Raw genomic sequence first — 15,325 nt, 5'->3', positions numbered from 1 at the left:
TATAAACTCGTCATTCCGTCGGAGGACGGAATCCAGTCAAGGTTAAATATTAGAGTGCTAAATTACAATCACTAAGATTGAAATCTGACTGGATACCAGCCTACGCTGGTATGACGGACTTTTGATAATTTTGCTAAAAATACAGCTAAATTTAAGTTTGTGCAAAGCACTTAAAATGAAAACAAGATTATGAAAAAGCAATTTTTAATATTATTAGCAATCTTTTTAGCACTTAGTTTTGCCGCTTGCCACGCACCTAACAACCCACAACTGCTAGAGTCAGCATCTGTTTATTCATCTGACAATATAGACGCTGGCGCGATTGTTGAAGCCTATGGTGCGCATCGCAATTTACCGCAAGTTCAAGGCAGTGGTGTTGTGGTTAAGCTGTTAAAAGATGACACTAACGGCTTGCAGCACCAAAAGTTTTTACTAAAAGTCAGTGACAATATTACGATTTTAATCGCCCATAATATTGATTTGGCACCGCGTGTGGATGATATTCACGAAGGCGACACTGTGAGCTTTAAAGGTGAATACGTCTATACGCCAAAAGGCGGCACAGTACATTGGACACACAAAGACCCACGCGGCAATCATGCGGCTGGTTGGTTAGAACATAAGGCAAAAAAATATGAGTGATATCTTAAAGAAAATTTTAGCGACTAAAGAGCAAGAAGTTGCCGCCAGCAAAGGTCTAGTCAGTTTGGCTGAGCTGCAAAAGCAAGCTGAAGCGCAAGGCGATCCGCGTGATTTTGTTGGCAGTATCTTTAAAAAAGTTAGTGCTAACAAACCTGCGGTGATTGCAGAAATCAAAAAAGCGAGCCCATCAAAAGGCGTTATTCGGGAAGATTTTAACCCCGCTGAAATCGCCAAAAGCTATGAAAAAGGCGGCGCGGCGTGTTTGTCAGTGCTTACTGACGTTGAGTATTTTCAAGGCAGCGCAGACTATTTAAAACAAGCACGCAAAGCATGCAAACTGCCAGTGTTGCGTAAAGACTTTATGATAGACCCATACCAAGTATTTGAAGCACGGGCGATGGGTGCAGATTGTATTTTGTTGATAGTAGCCGCGCTGGAAGTTAAGCAAATGCGCGCTTTAGAACAGCTCGCACATGACTTAGGCATGGCAGTATTGGTAGAAGTGCACGATGCAGATGAGCTTGAATTGGCTTTGCAGTTAGATACACCGCTCATTGGCATTAACAACCGTAATTTACGCACTTTCGATGTAACGCTACAAACGACACTAGATTTACTCAAAGTGTTGCCAGAAGACCGCTTTGTGGTCACGGAGTCAGGTATTTTCACGCCAGAAGACGTGAAGTTAATGCGCGATAACGATGTGCATGCGTTCTTAGTGGGCGAAGCGTTTATGCGCCAACCAGATCCAGGTGCCGAGCTAGCTAGAGTATTTGCATAATTATAAGATATTCCTTCCCCATTCAAGGGGGAAGGCTAGGATGGGGGTAGAACATTATAAGTTTCATCGATTTTACCCCGCCCCAACCCTCCCTCTTAAAATGGGGAGGGAGTATAAAGTTATATAACTGAGGTAATCCAAATGAGCTATCCCTATTCCCGCCCACGCCGTATGCGTAAAGATGATTTTTCACGCCGTTTGATGCGTGAAAATGTGTTAACGACTAATGATTTAATCTACCCAGTATTTGTGTTAGATGGCGAGAATCGCACAGAAGAAGTCGCTTCTATGCCAGGGGTTAAACGTCAAAGCATTGATGCTTTACTTAAAACGGCGGCTGAATGTGTGGAACTTGGCATTCCGCTAATTGCATTGTTTCCAGTTGTGGATAGTAAATTTAAAAGCTTAGATGCTGCAGAAGCATATAACCCAGAAGGCTTGGCGCAGCGCGCTGTGATGGCATTAAAAGCCGCATTCCCGCAACTTGGCGTGATGACCGATGTGGCTTTAGACCCCTTCACGACACACGGCCAAGATGGCTTGATTGATGACTCTGGCTATGTGATGAATGACGAAACTATCGAAGTGTTAGTGAAACAAGCTATTTCTCACGCTAATGCTGGGGCGGATATTGTCGCACCTAGTGACATGATGGATGGCCGCATTGGTCAAATTCGTGAAGCATTGGAAAGTACACGTAATATTCACACCAAAATTCTGGCTTATTCAGCTAAATACGCGTCTGCATTTTATGGTCCTTTTAGAGATGCTGTGGGTTCTGCGGGCAATTTAGGTTCAGGTAATAAATATACCTATCAAATGGATCCAGCCAATAGTGACGAGGCAATGCAGGAAGTGGCTTTGGATATTTCAGAAGGTGCAGATATGGTGATGGTAAAACCAGGCATGCCGTATTTGGATATTGTGCGCCGCGTGAAAGATGAGTTTGGTGTGCCAACCTTTGCGTATCAGGTGAGTGGTGAATATGCCATGTTGAAAGCGGCCGCGCAAAATGGTTGGTTGGATGAAAAGGCTTGTGTGATGGAGAGTTTATTAGCGTTTAAACGGGCTGGGGCAGATGGGATTTTGACTTATTTTGCGATGGATGCGGCAAGATGGTTGAAGAGGGAAGTAATTTGAAAAAATTTGGTATGGTGTTAGCGTTCTTAATATTTCTTATAGTGGCACTAGATGCCACATTGTTTTTTTATGGTTTGCCTAAAGCAAAAATTAATCAAATTACTTCTTGCACTCATTATGGGGCGAGATTATTGAGTGCGACAGATAGTCAAATTAGAATCCCATATAGCTTGAGAGATATAAACTTTTATTTGCCATTTAGTCCATCTCTTTGTGATATTCATTTAAAAAAATATAGGGGTAACGCAGAAGATATTGGATATTTGAATGCTACCGCTGGTGCCTATAATATAGCTAGTGAGAATGAGGGTGCTGGTGGACTCAGAAATAGAAGGAAAAATATAGAAAATTTACAGTTTCTAATTAGCAAGGGTTTGGATGTTAATGCTAAGACAGATTATTCAAAAGTTTTAAAAACCAATACGGATGTAAAAATACAAGTTACATCTTTATATTTAGCCGTCGCTTCACATGATTTGGAAGCGGTGCAGATGTTGCTCGACAATGGCGCTAATCCTAATATTAAGGGCGGAATAATGGGACTTACCCCATTAGAAATGGCCATTAAACTGGAGGAAGCTCGTCAGGACCCAAGTTATGACAGCACTAAAGACATTAGTGGTGTTATAGGTATATTGAAAGAAGCTATTGTAGTGCGCAACAACTGAAGGCATTACGCCGTATGTAAGTGGTCGCTTTCGCGCGACTTGCGAGTTTCTTTCTGTTGCTTAGCCAAAAGAAAGAAACCAAAGAAAAGGCTACCCCTTCCCGCTTGAATCCTGTTCTGCTAAGCTTAATGGGCGTCAAGCGGAAACTCGCTACGCTCAGACAGCCGCTTGCCGAAAGCTCCCATGAAACTTAGAAGAACAAGCGCGGTAGCAGGGGATTTTAAGTTCAAAACCATCCGTCATTCCCGCGTAGGCGGGAATCTAGGTAGCTAACAAGTTTAGCAACGAAAGGCTAACCTAAATACCTTCGTGCAATATTAAAAAAATCCGTGTGGGCAATGACTCAACTTAATTGTTAAGTGAGTTAATGCTAATTTAATAAGGCTTTCACATCGCTAATATTTGCGCGATCTGCGTTGCTTCCATCGGCGGTACGTTTGGTGGCAACTCTTATTTCATCCACTTCAAACACGCTTAATTTAATGACGCCTGTTGACATCTCTAGTGAAAAAACAGGTACTTTTTTACGGTGATCGCCTTTTTTATCGCGTTTTCCATCATTGAGAACGCGGTAGGTTTTTTCATTGGTTTCAAAAGGAATGTCTTGGTTAAGTAGAAACATTTCCACTTCTTTTAAGCTGTCTGCAAACAAATGAATATGTGTTTCTGAGCCTAATCCAGCCGTGCCATCTAACACTGAACCCGTTAAATAAGGGTTAAATTTCTCTAATAGTTTCATGGTGAACAGCGCGTTTTTACGTAGTTCACGCAAGTTTTCTGGCTGTTCTTCACTTAAAAACAATGCGTTGTAGAGTTTTAGCTCTTCTTCAATTTCTGCATTTGAAGGTAATACATCGTTATCTGATGCGCCTACTTGCCGACCCGCCTTTTTCTTCGCATAGGCATAATCTGAGATGCCATCTTCCGCCATCATTCTGGCGGCTGATTGAGCTATAAGCTGTCTTAATTGTTGAAGGTTTTCTTTCGCCATGAGGTGATTTAGTGACCACTTAGAAGTCTAGCCGCTGCATTCTGCATGTTTCTATTGTTTGACTGGTGTTTCTGTTCAGTAGGTGTAGGTATCACCGAGGCTGGGTTAGTGCCCGCGTTAGGACTTTGGGGTAAGCTCTGCTTTTGGTTTAGATTGTTAGGTATTGGAGCTATAGGTTTAGAAATCGCTCCGGGCTTAGAGTTTGGTGCTAAAGGGTCAGGTTGCAACAGCTGTTGGGCCTGATTGGGCGATGCTGTATTAAAGTCATCTGAATTTTGCCCATCCTCTAAAAGTGGGGGGAGATTTTCAAGAAGCGGCGGTGGGTTTTCGTGATAAAAATACTCTGTAATGCCATTTTCATCTCGCGTACCTGTAGTCGGATTAATATTCATGGCTATTACGCCGTCAGGCATACGCATTGCCATTTCAGGCGTATCTTTTAATGCAGTTGCCATATATTTGATCCAAATTGGCAAGGCTGCTGCTGCGCCAGTTTCACCTCTGCCTAACGGTCTTGGTGAATCAAATCCTACCCATGCGATAGCCACTTGCTTGGGGCTATAACCTGCAAACCAAGCATCTAAGTGATCATTGGTGGTTCCCGTTTTACCAGCAATGTCGCTACGGCCTAGTTTAAGTGCTTTGGTGGCAGTACCATTGCGTACCACGCTTTGCATCATAGAATTCATAATGAAAGCATTCCGGCTATCAATCACACGCGGCGCACCATTGCTGGCATGGTCAAAAACAGTTCTGGAAATCACTTTGCCATGTTGATCTACAATTTTTGAAATCAAATTGGGTTTAACGCGATAACCACCGTTGGCAAACACAGCGTAAGCGCTAGCCATTTGCCAAGGTGTTGTTGAACCAGCGCCCAGCGCCATAGTAAGGTAAGCTGGGTGGTTTTTGGCATTAAAACCAAAACGGGTGATATAGCTTTGCGCATACTCTGGCCCGATATTTTGCAACACCCGAATAGCTACCGTGTTGACTGAATGTGCTAATGCTTTTCTTAAATTGATTGAACCTTCAAACGAGTTCTCATAGTTCTGTGGCGACCAATCTTTATTACCTGTTTGAGCTGCTGAAAAGTTTAAAGGGGCATCTTCTAAAATTGTTGCTGGGGTGTAACCTTTTTCTAAAGCTGCGGAATAAATAAAAGGCTTGAAGCTAGAACCTGGTTGACGCCATGCCTGAGTAACATGATTAAACTTACTCTGGTTAAAATCAAAACCACCCACCAAGGCTCGTATCGCACCATTTTCGGGATCAAGTGCGACTAATGCCGATTCAACTTGAGGAAGTTGCACGATGCGCCAAGTATCATCTTTATTAATAACGCGGATGACTGCGCCTTCTTTCAATAGGCGCTTAGCAGGGTCTTTGTTGTTCAGCATTTTATTTACAAAGGTTAAACCCTTGTCGTTAATAACAATATCCTCGCCGCTTTTGGTATGTGCCTCAACAGACTTGGGTGAAACGCTAGTAATAATTGCAGGGATAAAGCCATTAAATGTTTCAAAATCATCTAAAGCTATGTCTAGTGAATTTTTCTTATTCTTAGTTGTATATTCAGGTATTGGCAATGATGCAATGTCTAATATCTTTTCTGGGCCGCGATAGCCATGACGTAAGTCATAGTCTAAAACGCCTTCACGCACTGCTGCATTCGCAGCATCCTGATTCGCTTTCAAAATGGTGGTGTATACATTCAGACCACTGCTATAAATTTCATCTTGATATTGGCCATAAAGTGCTTCTCTAACAGTTTCGGCGACATAATCAGCCGACAAATCACGTGATTGTTTTGTTACTTTGAAACGCAACGGTTGTGTAAGCGCATTCTGATAGTCACTCTCTTTTAAAAAGCCAAAGCGAAACATGTCATGCAAAACTTCTTGCTGGCGGCCTATTGAGCGTTTTGAATTGGTAAAAGGATTGTAGTTAGATGGCGCTTTAGGTAGTCCAGCTAATAACGCAGTCTCCGCAAGGTTTAACTTATTAAGTGGTTTTCCATAATACACTTGTGAAGCTGCTGCAAACCCATAGGCACGCTGGCCTAAATAAATTTGATTGATATAGAGCTCAAGTATTTTATCTTTACTTAAGCTATGTTCAATTTTAATCGCCAATAACGCCTCATTGACTTTGGTAATCAATGTACGTTTGCCATTTGGTACAGTAAAAAAGTTTTTGGCAACTTGCATTGTGATGGTGCTAGCACCTTCGTGAGATCTGCCTGATACATTGTTTTTAATCGCTCTTAATATCCCGGTAGTATCAATGCCGTTGTGTTGATAGAAACGCCGATCCTCAATTGCCAGCACGGCATCTTTAAGGTTTTGCGGAACTTGGTCGATATTAATAAATGCACGACGCTCTTCACCAAATTCGCCAATTAAATAGCCATCTTCAGAATAAACTCGTAATGGAAGCTTGGGTTGGTAGTTGGTAAGCGCATCAAGAGAGGGGAGTGAGGGGTAAATTATTGCGGCAGCAATAGTCACCAGAGCTGCAACGGATAAACCGCCAACTAGTATAGCGAGTAAAACATAGTGCCACCATTTTGTAGGAGTCATGAAGTTTACAATTTCAATGGTTAGAATCGATACTATTATAAATTGCTATCACCCACCTTGCTAATAAACAACAAAATAAAGCATTAAAAGTTTCAATTAAACCAACAATAAATTTGACGAATAAAAAAATTGCTTTACAGGGCTTAAAGTTGTTGATAGGATTTAATGTAATTTATTAGAATTGAACGTAACTAACGAACCCAGAAAGGGAATTTCAGTTTGAAATTCAACTTTTTTAAAGAAAAGACCCCCCCGCTGATTGGAATCGACATTAGCTCTACTTCTATTAAGATGGTAGAGCTCTCTGAAGACGGGCATGGCGGCTATAAGCTTGAGGGATATTCAAGCGCACCTTTGGCGAAAGATGCAATGGTCGATGGCAATGTGGGCGACCTAGAAAAAGTGGCTGATGCTATCAAGCTTGCATGGAAACTTTTAGGCTCCCGTGAGAAGCGTGTGGCACTGGCCTTACCTGCCTCAGCGGTGATTAGCAAAAAAGTTTTAATGTCCGCTGACCTTCGTGAGGAGGACATGGAGGTGCAAGTAGAGGCAGAAGCCAACCAATACATTCCATTCTCTTTAGATGAAGTGAATATTGATTTTCAAACCCTTGGTGTCGCACCCAATAATCCAGATGAAGTAGAAGTATTAATTGCTGCGTCACGTAAAGAAAAAATAGAAGACCGAGTTGCCGCTGCCGAGGGTGCTGGACTTAAAGTGACGGTCATGGATGTTGAGAATTATGCAACTGAGGCTGCTTACTCTTTGGTTTGTAGTCAGCTTCCAAATGCAGGCCGCGAACAAACCGTAATTATCATTGATATAGGTGCATCTATGATGCATATTAATGTGCTGCACGATAATAAGTCTGTTTACACCAGAGAGCAAAGTTTTGGCGGTGGTCAGCTGACGCAAGAAATTCAGCGTCGATTTGGCTTGTCATTAGAAGAGGCCGAAATTGCTAAGCGCAAAGGCGGCTTGCCCGAAAGTTATGATAGTGAGATTTTGCAACCATTTATGCAGACGCTTGCTATGGAAGTTGCTAGGGCACTACAATTTTTCACAAGTTCCACCCAATACAATCGCATAGATCACATAGTGCTGGCTGGTGGATGCGCAGCGATTCCAGCAATTGATGCTGTTGTGCAAGATCGCACGCAAGTGCATACAATTGTCGCCAACCCATTCCACAGTATGAAAATGAATGCTAGGCTAAAACAGCAACAGGCAGCTACTGATGCGCCTGCACTTCTTATTGCATGCGGTCTTGCCATGAGGGGGGTGGCGCTATGATACGCGTAAATCTGCTACCCCACCGCCAAATTAGACGTGAAGAACGTCAGCGTGAGTTTGGCTTAATGGCATTGTTTGCAGCCATTGCTGCTGCAACCGTTATCTTTATGGGTTATACCTATATCAATGCGAAATTAGATGCACAGGTTGAGCGCAATACGCGCTTGGATACCGCGATAGTGAAGCTAGATAAAGAAATTGCTGATATTAAAGATTTGAAAGATCAGATTAGTACTATGTTAGAACGTAAGCAAGTCGTTGAGAACTTGCAGATAAATCGCAGTCAAGCTGTGATTGTGTTGGATGAGCTAAGTCGGCAACTACCAGAAGGTATGTACCTGAAAAGTATCAAACAGCAGGGGGAGGTTATTACCATAGAGGGTGTAGCTGATACCAATGCGCGTGTCGCAACTCTGGTGAGAAATCTATCTACCTCGAATTTGATGGAGTCCCCTAGCTTGGTTGAAATTAAATCTGTAATAGTCAATACGTTAAAGCAAAATGCATTTGTGTTGAATGTGAAAATTAAAGTCCCTAAAGTTGAGACTGATGAAAAGCCAGTTAAAGGTGGGAATTAATCATGAAATTAGAGGATTTTAATAATATAGATTTTAATAATGCAGGCAGCTTGCCAGCTGCGGTTAAAGCTGTATTGCTTACATTTGTCTTTCTTCTTGTTTTTGCATTTGGCTACTATTTTTTTTGGACTGATGCTTTTACTTCGCTTGACACAGCAAAGGCCAAAGAAGAAGAATTGCGGACAGTTTTTCTAGATAAGCAGGCACAGGCAATTAATTTAGTTGGCTATAAGCAGCAGATGGTGGAAATTGAAAAAACCTTCGGCGCATTGTTAAAGCAATTACCTGATAAATCTCAAATGGATGGATTGCTTACTGATATTAATCAGGCTGGATTGGGACGTGGTCTTGAATTTGAACTATTTAAGCCCGGTCAAGAAACCCAAGCAGAATTTTATGCGGAAATGCCAATCTCTATTAAAGTGCTCGGTACTTATCATGACTTAGGAGCATTTGCCTCTGACATCTCTAAATTGTCACGTATCGTTACCCTTAATGACATTGCCATCACCAATGGTAAAGACGCTAAACCTAGCAATGCTGATGCGACACTTATAATGGAGGTTACCGCCAAAACTTATAGGTATTTGGATACGGATGAGATCGCAGCAAAGAAACAAAATGATGTAAAAATTAAAGCAGGTGGAAAATAGATGAATTCATTGAATTTTCGGTTTAAACGACCATCCGCCCATAAGATGCTAGTAAAAGCCTCATTAATAGGTTTGTTAGCAATGAGTTTGGTTGCTTGTAACGGAGATGGTGGGGATGATTTGGATAGCTTTATTAAAAATGCTGCAAATACCATGCATCCTAAAATCAAACCTCTTCCTGAAGTAAAGCCATATCTAGCACTGCAATATAATGCAGACGGCAAACTAACTGACCCATTCCGTGCACGTAAGGCCTCAAATAATAATAGTGTTTTACAACCTAATATGAATAGACCCAGAGAGCCTATGGAAGCATATCCATTAGAAAGCGTTAAATACGTGGGTCAATTATCTAAAGTTAAGCTCACTTATGCGTTATTGTTAACACCAGATAATGGTGTACAGCAAGTTAAAATAGGTAATTATGTAGGCCAAAATTACGGCATGGTTACAAAAATTACAGATAGTGAAGTGGAGTTAAAAGAGATTGTGCAAGATGATCTTTCAGGGGATTGGATAGAGCGAGTTTCTAATTTGCCATTGCAAGAGTAGTTTGCGACTTAGTAGAAACCCCTATTTAAAGTAATTGGTAATTTAAGGTGAAACAATGAAAAACAACACATGGTTAGATAAATTCTTGCAGGTCTTTTTACTGTTAGGGTTAACAATAATTTCAAATTTATCATACGCTGAAGAGCAATCTGCGCTTAAAAATAAAATAGAAAGCGTAGATTTTTCGTCTTTGCCTGGTGGTAGAGTTGCCATTCATATAAAAACCACATTACCACTAAAAAATGCACCTGCAGGGTTTACATTAAATAGTCCTGCACGTATAGCTTTAGACTTTCCCGGTATTGCAAATGGCACTAATAAAACCAATATTCAAGCAGATCAAGGCTCCCTTAAAAGTGTCACGCTTGCGCAAGCTAAGGAACGTACTCGCATAGTATTAAATCTTTCTAAGAATGTAGCTTATAACACTACTGTTGATGGTAACGATGTAACAATAATGTTGCAAGCCAATGAATCAAATGCAAATGTAGGGGTGGAAACAAAATTTGCCGAGCCGGTGATGGGTCAACAACAATTTGCAATTAATAATGTTGATTTTGCACGTGGTAGAAATGGTGAGGGTCGTATCATCGTAGATTTATCATCTGCTTCAGCAGGTATTAATATTAAGCAAAAAGGTAAAACAATTGTTGTCGACTTCCTTAATACTGATGTTCCAGCGAACCTGCAACGCAGATTAAATGTGACCAATTTTAATACACCAGTCATTTATGTTGACACAATGAAGCAGGGTAAAAATGGGCAAATGATCATTGAGCCTAAAGGTAATTGGGAGCAATCAGCCTATCAGGCAGACAAAAAATTCATTATTGATGTGCGCCAAGTAGTTGAAGATCCAAACAAACTAGTACGCGGATCGAAACCTGGTTATGCAGGTGAGAAACTTTCCTTAAATTTCCAAAATATTGAAGTCCGTTCTGTACTGCAAGTGATCGCTGACTTTACGGGTTTGAATATTATTACAAGTGATACGGTCACTGGTAATTTAACCTTACGGCTAAAAGATGTGCCTTGGGATCAGGCTTTGGATATTATTATACAAAGCAAAGGCTTATCAATGCGCAAAACAGGCAATGTTATTTTAATTGCACCTGCTGAAGAAGTTGCAGCTAAAGAGAAACAAGTGCTTGAGGCTGCGCAACAAATAGATGATTTAGAGTCCGTTAGGACTGAAGTATTCACTTTAAAATATATGAAAGCAGAATCGCTTAAAAGTATATTAAGTGATCCAAAACAGAAAATTTTGTCTAAACGTGGAAGTGCGGTATTAGATGTTCGCACCAATACTGTGTTCGTTCAAGATACTCCTAAATATTTGGAGCAAGTACAGGCAATAATCAGTAAGGTAGATGTTCCAGTTAAGCAAGTGATGATCGAATCTAGATTAGTGATTGCTGACGATAAATATAGCAAGGCTTTGGGTGCTAGACTTGGTATTACTCAATATGGAAGATCAGGAAATACCGCTAACACTATAAGTGGATCATTAGGTAATAGGCCTACAGCAGTTACGGCAGCAACTGCAACAACGCCAGCAAGAATTACACAAGGTACACATAATGGTGCTATTCAAACCAACCTAACGGATGGTTCTATACTTACTAGTTCGGATGGTCAACCAGATTTAATGTCGAATTTAGCTGTCGCAAATGCAACTGGTTCTTTAGCCTATAGTATTTATAATGTAGCAGCTGGTTTATTGTTAAATATGGAATTAACCGCAATGGAGTCTGATGGGCGAGGTAAAATTGTATCTAGCCCTCGCGTGACAACAGCGAACCAGCATAAAGCTAAAATTGCGGCAGGTACGGAGATTCCATATCTAGAAGCAAGTAGTAGTGGAGCTGCGACAGTATCATTTAAGTCTGCTGTATTGAGTTTAGAAGTAACGCCGCAAATTACGCCAGACGATAAAATCATCATGGAGCTGGATGTTAAGAAAGATCGTGTTGGACAGGTATTCAGTGGCGTGCCTTCAATTGAAACGCAAAACATTAATACTCAGGTTCTTGTTGGAAATGGTGAAACGGCAGTGTTAGGCGGTATTTTCGAACAAACAGTGCGTAATGATGTAGAAAAAGTACCGTTCTTTGGAGACTTGCCAATTATGGGTAATTTATTCAAACGTAAAAGTTCACAAAATGATAAACAAGAGTTGCTAATATTCATTACACCAAGAATCATGGATGATAGCTTGAACTTACAGTAATTGGATAACTTTGAATTCTGCGGTTATATAAACTAAGCTTAACCTGACAGAAACTCAAGATTGCCTTAAAATGCCCATCATAACTTTGATGGGCATTTTTTATGCATAATGGTGGCAGTAATGGCGATTAAATCAAACAATATCTATTTTATAGGGCTGATGGGAGCAGGTAAAACTACTATCGGCAGGTTAATTGCTAAACAATTGGGTATGATCTTTTACGATACAGATCATGAAATTGAACGTAAAACTGGCGTTAAAATCCCACTTATATTTGAATTAGAAGGTGTTGATGGATTCCGAAAGCGTGAGACTGCCGCGTTAGAAGAGTTATGCCAATTAGAAAATATAGTATTGGCTACAGGTGGGGGCGCGGTATTACTTCCAGAAAACCGTGAGATTCTAAAAAATAATGGCAAAATTGTCTATTTGCGTGCAAATGTGCATGACTTATGGCTTAGAACTCGTAATGATAAGTCTCGTCCTTTGCTTCAAGGGGGTAATATTAAGCAGAAGTTGGAGCAACTTTATATTGATCGAGACCCAATATACACTGCATTAGCAGATTGCATCGTTGATACAGGTGCGCAATCTGCAAATGAAATAACTAGCGATATTGAACAATTGATAAAAGAAGCCCGTGATAAAGAAGCTGTAAATGTAAACATTTAACAGTTAATATGAAATTTAATTTATCTATACAACAGAAATAAAATGCAAACACTTAAAGTAGAGCTGGCTAATAGAAGTTACCCAATACATATAGGGCGCAATCTGCTTGCTGATGCAAGCTTAATATTGCCCCATCTTAAGCGCAAGCATGTTGCGATTGTCACTAATACAACAGTTGCTCCATTGTATTTGGAGCAGTTGAGTCATAGTTTGCAAGCTGCTGGTGTCACCGTTATTTCAATTATATTACCTGACGGTGAAGCCTATAAAAATTCTGAAACGCTCAATGTCATTTATGATGCCTTACTAAAAAATCGTTGTGAACGCAATACAACATTAATTGCGTTAGGTGGTGGCGTGATTGGTGATTTAACTGGTTATGCTGCTGCTACCTATCTACGCGGTGTGCCTTTTATTCAAGTGCCTACTACTTTGCTATCTCAAGTAGATTCATCTGTAGGAGGCAAAACTGGCATTAATCACCCGCTGGGTAAAAATATGATAGGTGCCTTTTATCAGCCGCAATTGGTTTTGGCTGATATTGATACACTACAAACACTACCGCCAAGAGAATTTTCTGCTGGAGTTGCTGAAATAATCAAATATGGCTTAATTCGCGATGCTGATTTCTTTGATTGGCTAGAAATTAATATGACAAGTTTGATGCAATTGGATGAACAAGTGCTCAGTTATGCAATTTACCATTCATGTCAAAATAAAGCAGATGTCGTCGCTAAAGACGAGCATGAGCAAGGTGAGCGTGCCCTGTTAAATTTAGGTCATACTTTTGGGCACGCCATTGAAAATGCAATGGGCTATGGTGTTTGGCTACATGGTGAGGCAGTTGCCGCAGGCACGGTCATGGCGGCGGACTTATCAAAACGTATGGGCTGGTTAAATGAACTTGAAGTGACAAGGATTAAGAATAGTTTTGAAGCAGCAAACTTACCGATAATACCGCCAAGCTTAGGTGTGGAAAAGTATTTAGATTTAATGTCATTAGATAAAAAAGTAGAAAATGGCAAAATTAGATTGATATTGCAGCAAGGCATTGGTAAGTCAGTTATCACTAGTGACTATGATGCAGAAAAGCTAGAAGAGACATTGGCGATATAAAGTATTAGAGAAAATTAATGTTAAAAATTGGAAAATATTAACCCTAATGAATAACCTTGCGCCTTATGCTGCAAAACCAGAAGAAACAATAGGGCGTCATTTTGACGAGCCCGCCTCTGAAACGCGCAACGCTTTTCAGCGTGACCGTGATCGTATCATTCATTCCACTGCTTTCCGTCGGCTAGAATACAAAACGCAGGTCTTTGTGAATCATGAAGGCGATTTATTCCGTACACGGTTAACGCATAGTTTAGAAGTAGCGCAAATGGCGCGCGGTATTGCACGAACACTAAATCTGCATGAAGACTTAACTGAAGCAATCGCATTAGCGCATGATTTAGGCCACACGCCATTTGGTCACGCAGGGCAAGACGCACTGAATGCTTGCATGCGTGACTTTGGCGGCTTTGAACATAACTTACAATCATTAAGAGTGGTTGAAAAGCTAGAACAGCGCTACGCAGAATTTGATGGTCTAAACCTTACATTTGAAGTGCGAGAAGGCATACTCAAACATTGCTCAATCAAAAATGCAAAGCTATTGGGCGACGTTGGTCAGCGCTTTTTAGATAAAACTAGTCCAAGTTTAGAGGCACAGCTCACTAACTTTGCCGATGAAATCGCCTATAACAACCACGATATTGACGATGGATTGCGTTCCGGCTTAATTACCGTAGATCAACTTGCAAAAGTTGAATTGTTTGCCAATAACTTAGCAATAGTTAAAGCTAAATATCCAAAATTAGAGCAAAAGCGACTCATACACGAAACAGTACGTCGCATGATCAACACCTTAATGGTCGATCTATGTACACACAGCGCGCAAAATATAGCGCAATCAAATGCTAAAAGTATTAGTGATATCCGACAACTACCTCAGCTAATTAGTTTTAGTAGTCAGGTGGCAGAGCAAAACCAAAAACTTAAACAGTTTTTACGCAAAAACTTATATCACCACTACAAAGTTAACCGCATGAGTGCAAAAGCGGCACGCATCGTACGTGAGCTTTTTGAAGCTTTTTTTGAAAATACTGGGCTACTACCCAATGAATTTCAAGTATCTGCAGAAACTGACAAAGCCCGTGCCGTAGCGGACTACATTGCAGGGATGACAGATCGCTTTGCAATTAGAGAGCATCGTAAACTATTTACAGTTGAAGAGTATTTGTAATATATCTTCGCGGCTGCAAGCCGCTCCTACATATGGTAGGAGCGGCTTGCAGCCGCGAATGCTTTGTACAATTTTCACTACTGCTTTCGGGGCGACAAGCCCCTACTACAATCCCAAATGTTGCAAATTTACAACAAATGTAAACAAATGTGACAGAAACACCAATATTTAGTTGTTTAGCCTAAATGGTTTAGGCATACTCTCATTCACCTTCTTAATGATTTTCATTGAGAGAGTTTGCAAACTCTTTCGCTGT

At 40.8% G+C, this 15,325-nt stretch carries 14 protein-coding genes; 12 read left to right on the top strand and 2 right to left on the bottom strand.

Annotated elements, in window-relative coordinates; translation table 11 throughout:
* Positions 1–189: 189 nt before the first annotated feature.
* The 4 genes from PSV17_RS04740 (at position 190) to PSV17_RS04725 (ending at position 3,231) form a co-directional block, all read left to right on the top strand.
* Complete coding sequence (locus tag PSV17_RS04740; protein WP_300480158.1) at positions 190–642, top strand: DUF3465 domain-containing protein; 453 nt, start codon at positions 190–192, stop codon at positions 640–642.
* Positions 635–1,423: an indole-3-glycerol phosphate synthase TrpC gene (gene trpC / locus PSV17_RS04735; RefSeq protein ID WP_300480157.1), complete on the top strand. Its 789-nt coding sequence runs from the start codon at positions 635–637 to the stop codon at positions 1,421–1,423. Before PSV17_RS04740 ends, trpC begins: the two co-directional genes overlap by 8 nt.
* Positions 1,424–1,564: 141 nt before the next feature.
* Entirely contained in the window at positions 1,565–2,563 is a 999-nt protein-coding gene (hemB, locus tag PSV17_RS04730) for a porphobilinogen synthase (RefSeq protein ID WP_300480156.1), read from the top strand.
* Positions 2,560–3,231 (top strand): hypothetical protein, encoded by a 672-nt coding sequence (locus tag PSV17_RS04725; RefSeq protein ID WP_300480154.1) that lies wholly within the window; start codon positions 2,560–2,562, stop codon positions 3,229–3,231. Before hemB ends, PSV17_RS04725 begins: the two co-directional genes overlap by 4 nt.
* Positions 3,232–3,601: 370 nt before the next feature.
* On the opposite strand, the gene PSV17_RS04720 is transcribed toward PSV17_RS04725, so the two are convergent.
* Both PSV17_RS04720 and PSV17_RS04715 read right to left on the bottom strand, forming a co-directional pair.
* Positions 3,602–4,222, bottom strand: a complete 621-nt coding sequence (locus tag PSV17_RS04720; RefSeq protein WP_300480152.1) for a hypothetical protein — start codon at positions 4,220–4,222, stop codon at positions 3,602–3,604.
* Between the two features lie 8 nt (positions 4,223–4,230).
* Complete coding sequence (locus tag PSV17_RS04715) at positions 4,231–6,804, bottom strand: penicillin-binding protein 1A (RefSeq protein ID WP_300480151.1); 2,574 nt, start codon at positions 6,802–6,804, stop codon at positions 4,231–4,233.
* A 219-nt stretch (positions 6,805–7,023) separates the two neighbouring features.
* Here PSV17_RS04715 and PSV17_RS04710 point away from each other — a divergent pair, with 219 nt between their 5' ends.
* The 8 genes from PSV17_RS04710 to PSV17_RS04675 all read left to right on the top strand — a co-directional run bounded on the left by PSV17_RS04710 (position 7,024) and on the right by PSV17_RS04675 (position 15,069).
* Positions 7,024–8,097: a pilus assembly protein PilM gene (locus PSV17_RS04710; RefSeq protein WP_300480150.1), complete on the top strand. Its 1,074-nt coding sequence runs from the start codon at positions 7,024–7,026 to the stop codon at positions 8,095–8,097.
* Positions 8,094–8,675, top strand: coding sequence for a PilN domain-containing protein (locus PSV17_RS04705; protein ID WP_300480149.1), 582 nt, complete (start codon positions 8,094–8,096; stop codon positions 8,673–8,675). The genes PSV17_RS04710 and PSV17_RS04705 overlap by 4 nt, the downstream gene beginning before the upstream one ends.
* A gap of 2 nt (positions 8,676–8,677) precedes the next feature.
* Complete coding sequence (locus tag PSV17_RS04700; protein WP_300480148.1) at positions 8,678–9,328, top strand: type 4a pilus biogenesis protein PilO; 651 nt, start codon at positions 8,678–8,680, stop codon at positions 9,326–9,328.
* Entirely contained in the window at positions 9,329–9,880 is a 552-nt protein-coding gene (locus PSV17_RS04695) for a pilus assembly protein PilP (protein WP_300480146.1), read from the top strand.
* A gap of 55 nt (positions 9,881–9,935) precedes the next feature.
* Positions 9,936–12,110, top strand: coding sequence for a type IV pilus secretin PilQ (locus PSV17_RS04690; protein WP_300480144.1), 2,175 nt, complete (start codon positions 9,936–9,938; stop codon positions 12,108–12,110).
* A 120-nt stretch (positions 12,111–12,230) separates the two neighbouring features.
* On the top strand, positions 12,231–12,782 hold the full coding sequence (locus PSV17_RS04685) for a shikimate kinase (RefSeq protein ID WP_300480143.1): 552 nt from the start codon (positions 12,231–12,233) through the stop codon (positions 12,780–12,782).
* 42 nt (positions 12,783–12,824) lie between these two features.
* Complete coding sequence (aroB, locus tag PSV17_RS04680) at positions 12,825–13,898, top strand: 3-dehydroquinate synthase (protein ID WP_300480142.1); 1,074 nt, start codon at positions 12,825–12,827, stop codon at positions 13,896–13,898.
* 46 nt (positions 13,899–13,944) lie between these two features.
* Positions 13,945–15,069, top strand: a complete 1,125-nt coding sequence (locus PSV17_RS04675) for a deoxyguanosinetriphosphate triphosphohydrolase (RefSeq protein WP_300480140.1) — start codon at positions 13,945–13,947, stop codon at positions 15,067–15,069.
* Positions 15,070–15,325: the final 256 nt, after the last annotated feature.

Source organism: Methylotenera sp. (assembly GCF_029946165.1).
Lineage (GTDB): Bacteria > Pseudomonadota > Gammaproteobacteria > Burkholderiales > Methylophilaceae > Methylotenera.
This window is presented reverse-complemented; position numbering and strand designations above follow the sequence as displayed.